The organism is Paracoccus haematequi (assembly GCF_900631945.1).
Lineage (GTDB): Bacteria > Pseudomonadota > Alphaproteobacteria > Rhodobacterales > Rhodobacteraceae > Paracoccus > Paracoccus haematequi_A.
The window spans coordinates 1-14,857 of the sequence record NZ_UZWE01000047.1; the positions used below are offsets into that span (position 1 = coordinate 1).

Consider the following 14,857-nt stretch of genomic DNA (forward strand, 5'->3'; position numbering starts at 1 on the left):
CTTCACATTCGCCAAGTCAACCCCAGACCCGTCAGCTCGAACCCGAGCCTTCACGTTGTAGTCAATAACCCGCTTCACGGGCACCAGAATCTTCATGGGTCAGATGTCCTTCACCAGGCGCAGCGCGTCGTAGATCGCGGCATGGGTGTTGCGCGCGGCCACCGCGTCGCCGATGCGGAACAGGCGGAACCGGCCCTCGGGGTTCTTGCGCACCGCCTGCACGCCGCCGGTGGTCAGGGCTTCATAATCGACCTCTCCGCCGTTCGAAGACAGCGCCTTCAGGTCGAAATACAGCTCGTCCAGCGGTCGGGTGCCGTGGTTAACCACCACCTGGTCGACGATCCGGTCGCGCGTGACGCCGCCGTAATCGCTGCTCAGCGTGGCGCGCAGCTGGTTGCCCTCGCGCGCGACCGATTGCAGCCGCCAGGTCACGGTGAAGGTCGTGTCCAGCTTTTGCAGGCTGCGCATGTAGGGAACCAGGTTCATCGCCATCACCTCGGGCGAGAAGCTGCGGTCCGGCGTCACGATTTCCACCCTGGCGCCGGTCGCGGCGATCAGGTCGGCGGCTTGCAGCGCCGCGTGGTCGCCCGCGTCGTCATAGACCAGCACGTTCTGCCCCGGCTTCACGTCGCCGGAAAGAATGTCCCAGGCGGACACCACCAGATCGTTGCCCTCGGTCAGAACCTCGGTATGGGGCAAGCCGCCGGTGGCGATGATGACCTCGTCCGGGTCGGTCGCCAGCACGTCGTCGGCCTCGGCGAAGGTGTTGAAGTTGAAGGTGACGCCCTTCTTCTCGCACATGGCCTGCCGCCAGGCGATGATCGAGATCATCTCGCGCCGCCGTTCCTGCAGCGCGGTGAGGCGGATCTGGCCGCCGGGCTGGTCGGCGGCCTCGAAGACCGTCACGGCATGGCCGCGTTCCGCCGCGACGCGGGCGGCCTCCATCCCGGCGGGGCCTGCCCCGACGATGGTGACGCGCTTTTTCGCGGGCGCGGCAGGGATGGTGTGGGGCATGGTTTCCTCGCGCCCGGTCGCGGCGTTGTGCAGGCAGAAGGCCAGCCCGCCCTGATAGATGCGGTCCAGGCAATAGTTCGCGCCCACGCAGGGGCGGATGTCGTCCTCGCGCCCCTCGATCACCTTGCGGACCAGATGCGGGTCGGCCATGTGGGCGCGGGTCATGCCGACCATGTCGACCAGCCCGGCGGCGATGGCGTGGCGCGCGGTCGGCACGTCGGGGATCTTGGCGGCGTGGAAGGTGGGAAAGTCGGTGGCCCGCCGGATCTGGCCCGCAAATTCCAGATGCGGGGCGTTGCGCATTCCCTGCACCGGGATCACGTCGGTCAGGCCCGCGTCGGTGTCGATATGGCCGCGCACCACGTTCAGGAAATCGACCAGCCCGCTGTCCTTGAGCTTTTGCGAGATGGCGATGCCGTCTTGCGCGTCGAACCCGCCCGGCAGGCATTCATCGCCCGTGTAGCGCACGCCCAGCAGGAAATCCGGCCCGCAGCGGTCGCGGATGCCGCGCAGGATGTCGAAGGTGAAGCGCAGCCGGTTGTCCAGGCTGCCGCCGTATTCGTTGTCCAGGTCGTTGGTCAGCGGCGACCAGAACTGGTCCATCAGGTGGCCATAGGCCTGGACCTCCAGCCCGTCCAGGCCCGCGGCCTTCATCCGTTCGGCGGCATCCACATAGTCGCCGATGATGCGCCGGATGTCCCAATCTTCCATCTTCTTGGGGAACGAACGATGCGCGGCTTCTCGTTCATGGCTGGGCGAGACGACCGGCAGCCAGTCGGCCTTGTCCCAGCGGGTGCGGCGGCCCAGATGGGTCAGCTGGATCATCACCGCGCAGCCGTGGTCGTGGCATTCGTCGGTCAGCTTCTTCATCCAGCCGACGACCTCGTCCTTCCAGGCCAGGATGTTGTTGAAGACCGGCGGGCTGTCGCGCGACACCGATGCCGACCCCGCCGTCATGGTCAGCGCAACCCCCGCCTTGGCCCGTTCGACGTGATAGGCGCGATAGCGGTCCTTGGGCATCCCGTCTTCAGGATAGGCCGGTTCATGGCTGGTGATCATGATCCGGTTGCGAAGCGTCAGGTGCTTCAGTTGGTACGGCTGAAGAAGGGGGTCGTTCGACATGATCTGCCTGCCCGAGGTGGATGTGTTGACGCAAGGTTTTCCGAAATGTTCAGTTGTGTCAACTTAAAAATCATCTATGAACTTATTGCACCCAAAGTTGCACATCCTGCTTGTGAGGGGGGCGGCAATTGCTTAACCACAGGGCCATGGATCAGGTGAATGCACCCGAAAGTGGATGGCGCGGATCGCGCGAGGGTTGGCTGGAAGCCGGCTATCAGGCGCTGATCGAAAACGGCATCGACGCCGTGAAGATCCTGCCGCTGGCCAAGCGGCTGAACCTGTCGCGCACCAGCTTCTATTGGTTCTTCGCGGATCGCGAGGCGCTGCTGGCGGCGCTGATCGATGGCTGGGAAGAACGCACCACCAAGCCGCTGGTGGACGCCACCACGCAATATGCCGAAAGCGTGTCCGAGGCGATGCTGAACGTGCTGACCTGCTTTTTGGCCGCGAATGTCTTTGATTCGCGTCTGGAATTTGCGGTGCGCAGCTGGGCTTTGCAGGACGAGGGGGTGGCGGCACGGGTTCGCGCCGCCGACGAGGCGCGGCTTCAGGCCATCGCCGCCATGCTGGTCAAGTGGGGCCATCACAGCGCCGAGGCCGATGTGCGGGCGCGCACGATCTATCTGGTCCAGATCGGTTATATCTCGATGCGGCAGCAGGAAGACATCGAAACCCGGCTGGAACGCATTCCGCTGTATGTGAAGATCTATTCCGGTCGAGAGGCCGAGCCGCGCGAGCTTGCCCGGTTCGCTGCCGGAATCCGTCGCAGCTACGCCTGAAAAGGTCGTTCGAATCGACTTTTCGCCCTTGGGAATGACGCAAGCTGTGCGAGGCGACTCGGGCGGCCCTGCGAATTGTTCATGTAAGTCACTGATAGGTTCTTAAGTGCATATCAAATGCGCTTTTATGAACTTTATGATGACAGTCATGAACATTTTGTTGCAAGCTGGGGGTCGAATCGTTAGCGATAAGGGAAAGCCAGGCCTTGCTGGGCGGGCGACGGGAGGAAATCGGAACAGATGCGGATCGGGATCATCGGTGCGACGGGATGGCTGGGATCGGCGCTTGGCGGCCGGCTGCTGTCCCTGGGCATTGTGACGCCCGACCGGCTGGTGGTCGCCAACCGCAGCGGCGCAAGGTCCGATTATCACGGCCATGCCGTCACCTGGGCCAGGGACGCGGTAGAGCTGGCGGCGCTGTCGGATATCGTGGTCGTCTCGGTCAGGCCCCAGGATTGGCCCGCCCTTGGACTGGGCGCCGAGGGCAAGCTGGTCCTGTCCTTCATGGCGGGGGTCGGGTCGGACCGGCTGCGGGACTGCGGCGGCCGGATCGTGCGCGCCATGCCCAACGCGGCGGCCGATATCGGCCGGTCCTGGACGCCCTGGTGGGCCGACCAGGGCGTCACCGACGCCGACCGGCAGGCCGTGACGACGATCCTGTCGGCCATCGGCACCTCGGACGAGATCGCGCGGGAATCCCAGATCGACCTGATGACCGCGCTGCCCGGTTCGGGGGCGGCCTATCCGGCGTTGATGGCGGTCGCCATGGCGCGCTTCATGACCGATAACGGCCTGCCGCCGGACATCGCCTGGCGTGCGGCCGACGCCGCCGTCTGCGGGGGCGCGGCGATGCTGGCGGGCCGGATCGCCGACGCGCCCGCGCTGCTGGCGGCCTATCGCGACTATCGCGGCACCACCGCCGCCGGGATCGACGCGGCCGAGGCGGCCGGGTTTTCCGCAGCCATCCGGGCCGCGCTTGACGCGGCCGCCCGCAAGGCCCGCGCCATGGCAGGGGATGCGCCCGCCTGAACCCGAATCCTTCATGCCGGCGGACCCGCCCGCATTCGTTTGTCGCAGCACCACCCAATCATGAGGTCGCCATGTTCGACGAATTCCCGCAGATCGACAACGGTCTGCTTCGTGATCTGAAACGGGCCATCGACGAGGGCTTCCGGGCCTTTACCCGAAGCTATGGCGACGCCATCGAAACCATGTTCGATCCGTTGCGCCATTTCCTGAACTGGTCCGAAAAGCTTCTGACCGGCACCCCCTGGCCGATCATCATCCTGATCGCGGCGGGGCTGGCGTGGTTTGCCAGCCGCAGCGCCCGGATGGTGATCGGCTGCGTCGCCACGCTGTGCCTTATCGGCGCCTTCGGGATGTGGGACGACATGATGAAGACGATTTCGATGATCCTCACCTCGACGCTGATGGCGATCGCGGTGGGGCTGCCCATCGGCGTTCTGATGTCGCGGTCCGACCGAGTGCAGGCGGTGGTGAACCCGGTTCTGGACGTGATGCAGACCATGCCGCCCTTCGTCTATCTGATCCCGGTGGTGATGCTTCTGGGCATCGGCAAGGTGCCGGGACTGATCGCGGTCGTCATCTATGCCATCCCGCCGATGATCCGGCTGACCAACCTGGGGATCCGCCAGGTGGATGGCGAGGTGCTGGAGGCCGCGGACGCCTTCGGATCGTCCCGCTGGCAGCGGCTGGTCAAGGCCGAACTGCCGCTGGCGCTGCCCACCATCATGGCGGGCATCAACCAGACGATCATGATGGCGCTGGCGATGGTGGTGATCGCGTCCATGATCGGGGTGCAGGGGCTGGGCCAGCCGGTGCTGCAAGCGATTTCCAACCAGTATTTCACTCTGGGGCTGTTCAACGGCCTGGCCATCGTCGGCATCGCCATCGTCTTCGACCGCGTCAGCCAGGCCTGGGGCCGCCGCATCCAGAAACATCGGGGGGGCCACCATGTCTGAACCCATCGGCATCGAGATCCGCAACCTGTACAAGATCTTCGGCCCGCGCGGGGCGGATTACGTGGATGCCGTCAATCGCGGCATGACCAAGCAGGAACTGAACGACCGGTATCGCCACGTCCTGGGTTTGCGCGACATCAACATCGACATTCCCGCGGGCGCGATCCAGGTGGTGATGGGCCTGTCGGGATCCGGCAAGTCCACGCTGATCCGCCACATCAACCGGCTGATCGACCCGACCTCGGGCCAGATCCTGATCGAGGGGCAGGATGTCGTGGGCATGACGCCCCAGGTCCTGCGCGAATTCCGCCGCCACAAGACGGCGATGGTGTTCCAGAAATTCGGGCTGCTGCCCCACCGCACCGTGATCGAGAACGTGGGCTATGGGCTGGAGGTCCAAGGCGTGGACCATGCCGCCCGCGACAAGGTGTCGATGCGCTGGATCGAGCGCGTGGGCCTGCTGGGGTTCGAGACCAAGTATCCCAGCCAGCTGTCGGGCGGGATGCAGCAGCGCGTCGGCCTGGCCCGCGCCCTTGCCAACGACGCGCCGATCCTGCTGATGGACGAGGCCTATTCGGCCCTTGACCCGCTGATCCGGTACGACATGCAGACCGTCCTGCTGGATTTGCAGAAAGAGGTCCGCAAGACCATCGTCTTCATTACCCACGACCTGGACGAGGCGCTGCGCATCGGCGACCGCATCGCCCTGCTGCGCGACGGTCAGGTGATCCAGCAGGGCACCGGGCAGGACATCGTGCTGAACCCGGCCGACGACTATGTGGCGAACTTCGTCCAGCATGTCGACCGGGGCAAGGTGGTGCAGGTCGGCTCGGTGATGGAGCCGCTGGGCATCAACGGCACGGCGCCCGCGATGATGGTGAAATCCGACGCCACCCTGACCGACGCGGTGCGGCAGATGATGGCCAAGGGCGTCCATTTCCTTGAGGTGCAGGACAAGGGCGGCAAGCCGGTGGGGCGGCTGTCGCTGGAACGCGCGATCTCGGTCGCGGCGGGGGCGGCCTGATGCGTGCGCCGCTGGCGGGGCTGGACGGGCAGGGTTTCGACGTGGCGGTGGTCGGCGCGGGCGCGGTCGGCTGCGCCACCGCCCGCGAGCTGGCCGCGCGCGGTTTCCGCGTCCTGCTGGTCGATCGCGGCGACATCGGGGCGGGAACCTCGTCCCGGTCCAGTCGGATGCTGTATTCGGGCCTGGGTTATCTGGCCGTGCGCTATCCGCTGTGGCAAATGGCGCTGCGCCCGCGCGACATGCTGCGGCGGCTGGCCTATACCCGCGACGTGATGCGCTGCCGGGCCGAACTGGTGCGCGACATGCCCGGCCACCTGACGCGGCACAGGTTCCATTACCCGTTCCGCAAGGGCGACCGCTATCCGCCCTGGCTGGTCGACCTGGGCTTCAAGCTGGTCGAGGGGCTGGGCGGCTGGAAGGTGCCGCTGTCCTATCGCCGCAAGCGGGTCGCCCAGGCTGCGGGCGACAGCGCGATGGCGGCGGAATTGGCCCGCACACAAGGCGGCGCACTGACCGGGATCGGCACGTTTCAGGAATACATGTATGCCTGGCCCGAACGGATCTGCGTGGATACCTCGCTTGACGCGGAACGGCGCGGCGCCACCCTGCGCACCTATACCGCCGTCACGGGGATCGAACGGGCCGGGGACGCCTGGCAACTGACGCTGGAGGATCGGGTCTTGGACGCGGAACGGGCGCAGGTCCGCGCCGCCGTGGTCGTCAACGCCGCCGGTCCCTGGATCGACCGGGTGCCGGGCGGAGGGCAGGGGCCGCGCGTGCTGGGCGTCAAGGGCGTCAACGTCATGGTGCGCCTGCCCGCCGACTTTCGCGGCCAGGGGCTGGAGGCGTTTTCCACCAAGGGCGAACCCTATTACGTCTTTCCGTGGCGCGACCTGCATTTCATCGGCCCGACCGAAACCGTGGTCCGCGACGATCCCGACACCATCCGCGTGACCGAGTCCGAGGTCGATTACATCCTGGCCCAGTTCAACCACCTGTTCCCGACCCTGAACCTGACCCGCGCCGATGTGGTCCATTGCTGGTGCGGGGTGCGCCCGACCTCTACCCTGGACGGGCAGGAAACGGTGCTGCCGGTGCGCGTTGTGGAACAGCCCGACCGCCCGAACCTGCTGGCCGTCACCGGCTCGACCATCATGCTGCATCGCCACGCGGCGCGGATGGCGGCGCGGGCGGTGGAGCGGCGGCTGGGACGGCGCGGCGCGCCCGCCGGCGGCGCGATCCCGGCGCCCGACAGCGACATCGCGCGGATCCTGCGCACGGAACACGTCACCCACCTGGACGACCTGATCCGCCGCCGCCTGCCGCTGGGCCTCGATCCCGACCTGGGCCGGGACAGCGCCGAGGAAATCTCGCGCGCCGCCGCGACCGCCCTGGGCTGGTCCGAGGAACGGCGGCGGGCCGAACTGGAACGCTTCCACCAGGAAACCGACCGCATCTATCCGGCGATGGCGCCCGTCTCAGCCCGGCTGCGCCGCACCGGCTGAAACGTCGCGCAACAGCCAGCCCGCGAACAGCCGCGCCTTGGCCGAGGCGCGGGGATGGATCACCAGCCGGAACGGCACCGAGGACGGAATGTCCTGCGGCACCAACCTGACCAGCCTTTCGCGGGCCAGCAGGTCGGTCATCAGCCCGTCCCAGGCCAGCACCGCGCCCACGTCGTCCTGCGCCGCCTGCAGCGCGATCATGTGGTTGTTGACGAACAGCCCGCGCCCGGTCGGCGCCGGGCCGCCCAGGGCCGCCAGCCATTCCGCCCAGTCGGTCCACTGGTTCTTGTCGTGATGGACCAGCGGCACATGCGCCAGGTCGGCGACGCTGTGGATGGCGTGGGCGGCGGCGAACCGGGGGGTGCCCACCGCGATGATCCGGTCGCGGAACAGGTCGCGCGATTCGCCGGGGCCGGGGTTCTCGGTCAGATAGCCGATGCTGATGTCCTGAAAGCCCTTGGCGACCTGCACGTCGCTGACGATCTGGGACACGGTGATCGTCGGATGGATGCGCCAGAAGGCGGTGATCTTGGGCGTCAGCCACAAGGCGCTGACGGCGGTCGTCACGGCGATGGTCACGTCGACCGCCTGCGACCTGTCGCGCAACTGCGCCACCGCGTCCGAGATCGTCTCGAACCCCCGTTGCAGGGCGACCAGCAGGAAGGCGCCCTGTTCGGTCAACTCCACCCCGCGATGGCGGCGGATGAACAGCGCGCATCCCAGATCGGCTTCCAAGGCCTTGATCTGATGGCTGATCGCGGCCGGGGTGACATTAGTCTCATTTGCCGCTGTCTTGAAACTGCCATGCCGCGCGGCGGCCTCGAAACTGATCAGGGCCGTCATGGACGCAAAGTCATAGGGTCTGGCCATCGCACCCCCTGGGTTAGCTGATCTAAGCCAGGATGAATTTTTCTGCCGTTGTCAGCAAGCCCGCCAAGGCGGATTTTCGCGGCAATGTGTCACACCCTTCGGACAGGATGCCAGCCATGACAGCCACAGCCACCACCATCCACGACCTGCTTGCCCGCCGCGCGCCCGGCCACGCGCTGGAACAGCCCTTCTATACCTCGGCCGAGGTCTATCAGCTGGATCTGGAAACCATCTTCTATCGCGAATGGCTGTATGCCATTCCGGCGGCGCAGCTGGTCAAGGCGGGGAATTACGCGACGCTGAAGGTCGGCGCCTATAACGTGGTGATCGTGAAGGGCGGCGACGGCGTGATCCGCGCCTTCCACAATTCCTGCCGCCATCGCGGGTCCATCGTCTGCAAGGAACGCGAAGGCAAGGTCGCCAAGCTGGTCTGCCCCTATCACCAGTGGACCTATGACCTGGACGGCCGCCTGATCTGGGCCAACAACATGGGGCCGGATTTCGACCCCACGAAACACGGGCTGAAGCCCGTGCATTCGCGCGACCTGAACGGGCTGATTTATATCTGCCTGGCCGAGACGCCCCCCGATTTCGAGGAATTCGCCCGCACCGCCAGCCCCTTCCTGGAGGTTCACGACCTGCGCGACGCCAAGGTCGCCCATTCGTCCACGATCATCGAAAAGGGCAACTGGAAGCTGGTCTGGGAAAACAACCGCGAATGCTATCATTGCAGCGCCAACCACCCGGCGCTGTGCCGGTCCTTCCCGCTGGACCCCGAGGTCGCGGGCGTGTCGGCCGACGGGTCGATCTCGGCCCGGTTGCAGAACCATTTCGACGCCTGCGCGGCGGTGGGCGCGCCCGCGCAGTTCACCCTGGGCGGGGGCGGGCAGTTCCGGCTGGCCCGGATGCCGCTTCAGGAAAACGCCGTCAGCTATACGATGGACGGCAAGGCGGGCGTGAAGAAACAGTTGGGCCGGGTCGCCAAGCCGGATGCCGGGTCGCTGCTGGTGTTCCACTATCCGTCCACCTGGAACCACTTTTTGCCCGATCATTCGCTGACCTTCCGGGTTATGCCGATCAGCCCCACCGAGACCGAGGTGACGACCACCTGGCTGGTCCACAAGGACGCGGTGGAAGGCGTGGACTATGATCTCAAGCGCCTGACCGAGGTCTGGATCGAAACCAACGACGAGGACCGCGAGATCGTCGAGACGAACCAGGAAGGCATCCTGTCGCCCGCCTATGTGCCCGGACCCTATTCGCCGGACTGGGAAAGCGGCGTGATCCAGTTCATCGACTGGTATGCCGACTGGCTGGAACGCGGCGTAGCCCCGCAGCGCCTGGCGGCGGAATGAACGCGCTGGCCAGGCCCAGCCTGCGGTTCTGGTCCGACGCCGAGCCGCTGGAATGCGTGGCGACCCTGCCCGAGGCGCCGAACGTCATGACGTTCTGCTTCCAGGCCCCCTCGGGCGCGCTGTTCGGTCACGATCCCGGCCAGTTCATCACGCTGGAACTGCCGGTGCCCGGCGGGACCGTTTGGCGGACCTATACGATCTCGTCATCGCCCTCGCGGCCCACGTCGCTGACGATCACCGTCAAGGCGCAGCCGGGATCGGTGGGGACGCGCTGGATGTTCGACCACCTTCGGCCGGGAATGCGGCTGAAGGCGTCCGGCCCGGCGGGGCGGTTCTCGGTCATTCATCATCCGGCGCCGAAATACTTGTTCATCTCGGCCGGGTCGGGGATCACGCCGATGATGTCGATGACGACCGCGATCTATGACAGCGGTCGGCCCGCCGACATCGTTTTCGTGAACTGCGCCCGCCGCCCGTCCGAGATCATCTTCCGCGAGCGGCTGGAACAGATGGCCTCGCGCACCGAAGGCATCGCGCTGAAATGGGTGGTCGAGGAGAAGGATCCCTATCGCCCCTGGACCGGCTTTCAGGGGGTGTTCAACCAGTTGATGCTGGGCCTGATGGCGCAGGACTACCTGGAGCGAGAGGTGTTCTGCTGCGGACCCGAGCCGTTCATGCAGGCGGTGCGCGATGCGCTGTCGGGCCTGGGCTTCGACATGGACCGCTATCACCAGGAAAGCTTCCATGCGCCCCCGCCGGAAGCCGAGCTGGTGCCGGAGGACGTGCTGCCCCATGACGGTCAGGCGGCCGAAGTGACCTTCGCGGCCTCGGGCGTGACGCAGCCCTGCGCGCAGACCGACACGATCCTGACGGTGGCGCGGGCGGCGGGGCTGAACATCCCGTCCGGCTGTTCGATGGGCATCTGCGGCACCTGCCGGATCCGCAAGCTGTCGGGCGAGGTGCATATGGTCCATAACGGCGGCATCACCGAGGACGATGTCGAGGACGGCTATATCCTCGCCTGCTGCTCGAAGCCGATGGGCGCGGTGGCGGTCGAGGTTTGACGGGCCGACCCCGGACGCGTCGGGTGAAGGCCGTTGCCTTTGCCCGGCGCGTCATCGCCTTCTGGTCGCATGGGTGTGAAGAACGCCCCGCAACGTTCCCGTCTTACCCCGCCAGAAGGGCCGCGTTGCCGCCCGCCGCCGTGGTGTCCACGCACAGGTGGCGTTCATGCGCGACATGCGCCAGGTCGGGCATTCCGGTGACAAGCTGCACGATCTCTCCGTCCCGGTCCGCCAAGGCTTGCGCATAGGCGCGGCCCTGCGCGTCGTCGCCCCACCACAGGGCGGCGGCCATCGCCGGCAGGCGGGTCAGCGCCTGCGGCGGCACGGGGCCGTCCACGCCCACCGCGTCGCCGCCAAGCGCGGCCACGGCCGCGACCTGCGCGGCCACCGTCTGCGCACCGGGGCCGAGGCACAGGACCGGCGGGCGGGTATGGGCGGTCAGGCGGTTCAGCTCTCCGGTGGGGCCGGGCATCAGACGCTCGTCGATCTTGCGCGACACATGGGCGGCAAGCTGGCTGCGGATGCGGGCCTCATCGGCCTGGCCCTGCCAGTCGCCGCCCGCTGACGCCGGGGCCGGGGGCGCGAAGAACCGGGGCACATAGCGCGGACCGCCCGCCTTGGGGCCGGTGCCCGACAGCCCCTCTCCTCCAAAGGGCTGGCTGCCGACGACCGCCCCGATCTGGTTGCGGTTCACATAGATGTTGCCCACGTGGATCGCGTCGCTGACCTCTTGCACGCGGCTGTCGATGCGGGTGTGCAGGCCGAAGGTCAGGCCGAAGCCGCGTGCGTTGATATCGGCCACCACCTGATCCAGCCGGTCGCCACGAAAGGTCGCGACATGCAGGACCGGGCCGAAGATTTCGCGTTCCAGATCGGCGATGCCGCCGACGCGCAGCATGGTGGGCGGGATGAAGGTGCCCTGCGCGGGAATGTCCAGCTTGTGGATCACGCGGTTGCCGTTGGCGGTGATATAGCCCCCGATGTCGTCCCGCGCGCCCGTGTCGATCACCGGACCGACATCGGTTTCCAGCGACCAGGGATCGCCCACGACCAGTTCGTCCATCGCGCCCCGGATCATTTCGATCAGATGCGGGGCGATATCCTCCTGCACATACAGGCAGCGCAGGGCCGAACAGCGTTGCCCGGCGGACCGGAAGGCGCCGTTCACGATATCGCGCACCGCCTGTTCGGGCAGGGCGGTGGAATCGACGATCATCGCGTTCAGCCCGCCGGTTTCCGCGATCAGCGGCGTGCCGGGCACCAGGTTCGCGGCCATTGTTTTCGCGATGGTCTGGGCCGTCGCGGTCGACCCGGTGAAGACCACGCCACGCACGCGCGGATCCCGGGACAGCGCCGTGCCCACGATGCTGCCGCGACCGGGCAGCAGTTGCAGCGCCGACAGGGGCACGCCCGCCTGATGCAGCAGCTTGACGCCGTAGGCCGCGATGATCGGGGTGGCCTCGGCAGGCTTGGCGATGACCGCGTTGCCTGCGATCAGCGCCGCCGCGATCTGTCCGGTGAAGATCGCCAGCGGAAAGTTCCAGGGGCTGATCGCGCCGACGATGCCGCGCGGGTCTTGCCGACTGTGTTCGCCCTCGGCCGCGTAATAGCGCAGGAAATCCACTGCCTCGCGCAGTTCGGCCACGGCGTCGGCCAGGGTCTTGCCCGCCTCGCGCGCGAGAATGCCGAAGATCGGGCCGAAGTTTTCCTCGAACAGATCGGCGGCGCGGCGCAGGACGGCCGAGCGCTCGGACGCGGGGGCGTCCCAGGGGCGGGCGTCGTCGATGGCGCGGGCGGCGGTTTCGGCGTCGGCCATCGTCACGGTGGCGATCGCCTGGCCCGTGGCGGGGTTCAGAACGTCCTGCACGGTGCCGGAAGGGGGCGAGACCGTCAGCGGCACAACGTCGGGCAGCGCCACGTCGCGCGCGGCCTGGATCCGCGCCAGCGTCTGTTCGTCGCTGAGATCGAAGCCCGTCGAATTGCGGCGCGCGGGCGCGAACAGGTCGGCGGGCGCACGCAGCGCGGCTGGGGGCCGCGCCGTGGCCAGCGCGTCGAAGGGATCGCGGGCGACTTCCTGGGGGCTGACGCTTTCATCGACGATCTGGTTCACGAAGCTGCTGTTCGCACCGTTTTCCAGCAGGCGGCGGACCAGATAGGCCAGCAGGTCGCGATGCGCGCCAACCGGGGCATAGATGCGGCAGCGGCCCTTCGTTTCGCGCAGCACGATGTCGTGCAGGCGTTCGCCCATGCCGTGCAGGCGCTGGAATTCGAAGCGGGTGCCGCCCGCCATTTCCAGGATCGCGGCGACGGTATGGGCGTTGTGGGTGGCGAACTGCGGATAGATCCGGTCGCCATAGCCGATCAGCTTGCGGGCATTGGCGATATAGCTGACATCGGTCGCGACCTTGCTGGTGAACAGCGGAAAGCCGGGATGGCCGTCCACCTGGGCGCGCTTCATCTCGGTATCCCAATACGCGCCCTTGACCAGCCGCACCATGATCCGCCGGTCAAGCCGCTGCGCCAGGTCGTGCAGCCAGTCGATGGTCTGGCCCGCGCGCTTGCCATAGGCCTGCACCACCACGCCAAACCCGTCCCATCCGGCCAGCGAGGGGTCTGACAGCACCGCCTCGATCACCTTCAGAGACAGCACCAGCCGGTCCTGTTCCTCGGCGTCGATGTTCATGCCCATGTTCGCGGCCTTGGCGGCTTGCGCCAGCCGCAGCACCACGGGCACCAGCTCGCGCATCACACGGGCTTCCTGCGCAACCTCGTATCGGGGATGCAGCGCCGACAGCTTGATCGAGATGCCGGGGTTCTGTTCCACCGACCCCTTGTCGCAGGCCTTGGCGATGGCGGCGATGGCGTCGGCATAGGCGCGGTCATAGCGGGCGGCATCGGCGCCGGTCATCGCCGCCTCGCCCAGCATGTCGTAGCTGTAGGTGAAGCCCTGCTTCTCGCGCGCCCGGGCGCGGTCCAGCGCATCGGTGATGGTCTGGCCCAGCACGAACTGGCGGCCCATTTCCTTCATCGCGCGGCCCACGGCGGTGCGAATCACGGGTTCGCCCAGGCGGCGGACCATGCGGCGCAGGGTGCCCGCCTGGTCGTCGTCCAGCACCTTGCCGGTCAGCATCAAGGCCCAGGTCGAGGCGTTCACAAGGCTGGACGACGCCTCGCCCAGGTGCCTGCCCCAGTCCGAAGGCGCGATCTTGTCCTCGATCAGCGCGTCGATGGTGATCTTGTCGGGGACGCGCAGCATCGCCTCGGCCAGGCACATCAGCGCCACGCCCTCGCGCGTGGACAGGCCGTATTCGGCCAGGAAATGCTCCATCAGGCTGGGGCGCGCCTCGGCACGGATGCGGCGCACCAGGTCGGCGGCGCGGGCGGTGATGGCGGCGCGGGCCTCGGCGGACAAGTCGGCCTGGGCTGTCAGGCGATCCAGAAGCTGGCCCTCGTCCGCGAATTTGGCCTGGGTGGAAAAGACGCTGGAACTGACGGAAGACATGCCTGACTCCTTGACTGATCCGACAGGTATATCAAAGATCGAATAGTCGGTGCGCCTGAAAATGGCTGCCGGGCTAGGCCGATGAAATAAAGAACAAGGAATTTTTGGGATGACCGTCACTCTGGACGCCCTGGACCGCAAGATCCTGGACGAACTGACCCGCAACGCCCGCATCCCGGTGGCCGAACTGGCCCGCAAGGTGGGGCTGTCCAAGACCCCCGTGGCCCTGCGCATCCGCCATCTGGAGGAGATCGGCCTGATCACCGGCTATCGCGCGATCCTGTCGCCGCTGAAGCTGGGCCTGACCCATGTGACCTATGTCGAAGTCAGCATGACCGACACGCGCGAGGCCGCCTTGCAGCAGTTCAACGCCGCCGTCCGCGCCATCCCCGAGATCGAAGAATGCTACATGATCGCGGGCGGCTTCGACTATCTGGTCAAGGTCCGGTCCCGCGACATGGCCGATTTCCGCCGCATCCTGGCCGAGAAGATCTCGGGCCTGCCGCATATCAGCAACACGTCCAGCTATGTCTCGATGGAGGCGGTGGTGGAACAGACCTTTACGCTTGGCTGAGCCTGTCGATGATCCAGGAGGCGATCATCAGATCCAGATGCGCGCCGCCGCCGTTCTTGAAGACGG

Annotated in this window: 11 protein-coding genes and 1 pseudogene; 8 read left to right on the forward strand and 4 right to left on the reverse strand. The window is 66.9% G+C overall.

Annotation, left to right across the window (positions count from 1 at the left end; genetic code table 11):
* Both PARHAE_RS16090 and hpbA read right to left on the reverse strand, forming a co-directional pair.
* Positions 1-96, reverse strand: a pseudogene (locus tag PARHAE_RS16090) (electron transfer flavoprotein subunit beta/FixA family protein); the annotation flags it as partial.
* Positions 97-99: 3 nt separating this feature from the next.
* Positions 100-2,136 (reverse strand): N-methyl-L-proline N-demethylase HpbA, encoded by a 2,037-nt coding sequence (gene hpbA / locus PARHAE_RS16095; RefSeq protein ID WP_126155591.1) that lies wholly within the window; start codon positions 2,134-2,136, stop codon positions 100-102.
* Positions 2,137-2,282: 146 nt separating this feature from the next.
* Between hpbA and PARHAE_RS16100 the strand changes: the two genes are divergently transcribed.
* The 5 genes from PARHAE_RS16100 to PARHAE_RS16120 all read left to right on the forward strand — a co-directional run bounded on the left by PARHAE_RS16100 (position 2,283) and on the right by PARHAE_RS16120 (position 7,426).
* The gene (locus tag PARHAE_RS16100) at positions 2,283-2,915 is read left to right on the forward strand and encodes a TetR/AcrR family transcriptional regulator (RefSeq protein ID WP_126155592.1); all 633 of its coding nucleotides are present in this window, start codon (positions 2,283-2,285) and stop codon (positions 2,913-2,915) included.
* A 240-nt stretch (positions 2,916-3,155) separates the two neighbouring features.
* Positions 3,156-3,944 carry a pyrroline-5-carboxylate reductase family protein gene (locus tag PARHAE_RS16105; protein WP_126155593.1) on the forward strand — a complete coding sequence of 263 codons (789 nt, stop codon included), beginning with the start codon at positions 3,156-3,158 and terminating at the stop codon, positions 3,942-3,944.
* A gap of 71 nt (positions 3,945-4,015) precedes the next feature.
* Positions 4,016-4,897: an ABC transporter permease gene (locus PARHAE_RS16110; protein WP_126155594.1), complete on the forward strand. Its 882-nt coding sequence runs from the start codon at positions 4,016-4,018 to the stop codon at positions 4,895-4,897.
* Positions 4,890-5,921, forward strand: coding sequence for a quaternary amine ABC transporter ATP-binding protein (locus PARHAE_RS16115; RefSeq protein WP_126155595.1), 1,032 nt, complete (start codon positions 4,890-4,892; stop codon positions 5,919-5,921). Before PARHAE_RS16110 ends, PARHAE_RS16115 begins: the two co-directional genes overlap by 8 nt.
* The gene (locus tag PARHAE_RS16120; RefSeq protein WP_126155596.1) at positions 5,921-7,426 is read left to right on the forward strand and encodes an FAD-dependent oxidoreductase; all 1,506 of its coding nucleotides are present in this window, start codon (positions 5,921-5,923) and stop codon (positions 7,424-7,426) included. Before PARHAE_RS16115 ends, PARHAE_RS16120 begins: the two co-directional genes overlap by 1 nt.
* On the opposite strand, the gene PARHAE_RS16125 is transcribed toward PARHAE_RS16120, so the two are convergent.
* The gene (locus PARHAE_RS16125; protein WP_126155597.1) at positions 7,400-8,296 is read right to left on the reverse strand and encodes a LysR family transcriptional regulator; all 897 of its coding nucleotides are present in this window, start codon (positions 8,294-8,296) and stop codon (positions 7,400-7,402) included. The genes PARHAE_RS16120 and PARHAE_RS16125 overlap by 27 nt on opposite strands.
* A 116-nt stretch (positions 8,297-8,412) precedes the next feature.
* Between PARHAE_RS16125 and PARHAE_RS16130 the strand changes: the two genes are divergently transcribed.
* On the forward strand, positions 8,413-9,651 hold the full coding sequence (locus PARHAE_RS16130; RefSeq protein WP_126155598.1) for an aromatic ring-hydroxylating oxygenase subunit alpha: 1,239 nt from the start codon (positions 8,413-8,415) through the stop codon (positions 9,649-9,651).
* On the forward strand, positions 9,648-10,715 hold the full coding sequence (locus PARHAE_RS16135; RefSeq protein WP_126155599.1) for an FAD-binding oxidoreductase: 1,068 nt from the start codon (positions 9,648-9,650) through the stop codon (positions 10,713-10,715). The genes PARHAE_RS16130 and PARHAE_RS16135 overlap by 4 nt, the downstream gene beginning before the upstream one ends.
* 103 nt (positions 10,716-10,818) lie before the next feature.
* Here the strand turns inward: PARHAE_RS16135 and putA are convergent, their stop codons facing one another.
* Entirely contained in the window at positions 10,819-14,217 is a 3,399-nt protein-coding gene (putA, locus tag PARHAE_RS16140; RefSeq protein WP_126155600.1) for a bifunctional proline dehydrogenase/L-glutamate gamma-semialdehyde dehydrogenase PutA, read from the reverse strand.
* A gap of 109 nt (positions 14,218-14,326) precedes the next feature.
* Here putA and PARHAE_RS16145 point away from each other — a divergent pair, with 109 nt between their 5' ends.
* A complete protein-coding gene (locus PARHAE_RS16145) occupies positions 14,327-14,791 on the forward strand; it encodes an Lrp/AsnC family transcriptional regulator (protein WP_126155601.1) in 465 nt (154 codons plus the stop codon).
* Positions 14,792-14,857 lie beyond the last annotated feature (66 nt).

Coding starts and splice junctions, on each gene's coding strand:
- PARHAE_RS16125 (WP_126155597.1), bottom strand. CDS start 8,296: ATGGCCAGACCCTATGACTTTGCGTCCATGACGGCCCTGATCAGTTTC.
- PARHAE_RS16120 (WP_126155596.1), top strand. CDS start 5,921: ATGCGTGCGCCGCTGGCGGGGCTGGACGGGCAGGGTTTCGACGTGGCG.
- PARHAE_RS16145 (WP_126155601.1), top strand. CDS start 14,327: ATGACCGTCACTCTGGACGCCCTGGACCGCAAGATCCTGGACGAACTG.
- PARHAE_RS16110 (WP_126155594.1), top strand. CDS start 4,016: ATGTTCGACGAATTCCCGCAGATCGACAACGGTCTGCTTCGTGATCTG.
- putA (WP_126155600.1), bottom strand. CDS start 14,217: ATGTCTTCCGTCAGTTCCAGCGTCTTTTCCACCCAGGCCAAATTCGCG.
- hpbA (WP_126155591.1), bottom strand. CDS start 2,136: ATGTCGAACGACCCCCTTCTTCAGCCGTACCAACTGAAGCACCTGACG.
- PARHAE_RS16135 (WP_126155599.1), top strand. CDS start 9,648: ATGAACGCGCTGGCCAGGCCCAGCCTGCGGTTCTGGTCCGACGCCGAG.
- PARHAE_RS16100 (WP_126155592.1), top strand. CDS start 2,283: ATGGATCAGGTGAATGCACCCGAAAGTGGATGGCGCGGATCGCGCGAG.
- PARHAE_RS16115 (WP_126155595.1), top strand. CDS start 4,890: ATGTCTGAACCCATCGGCATCGAGATCCGCAACCTGTACAAGATCTTC.
- PARHAE_RS16130 (WP_126155598.1), top strand. CDS start 8,413: ATGACAGCCACAGCCACCACCATCCACGACCTGCTTGCCCGCCGCGCG.
- PARHAE_RS16105 (WP_126155593.1), top strand. CDS start 3,156: ATGCGGATCGGGATCATCGGTGCGACGGGATGGCTGGGATCGGCGCTT.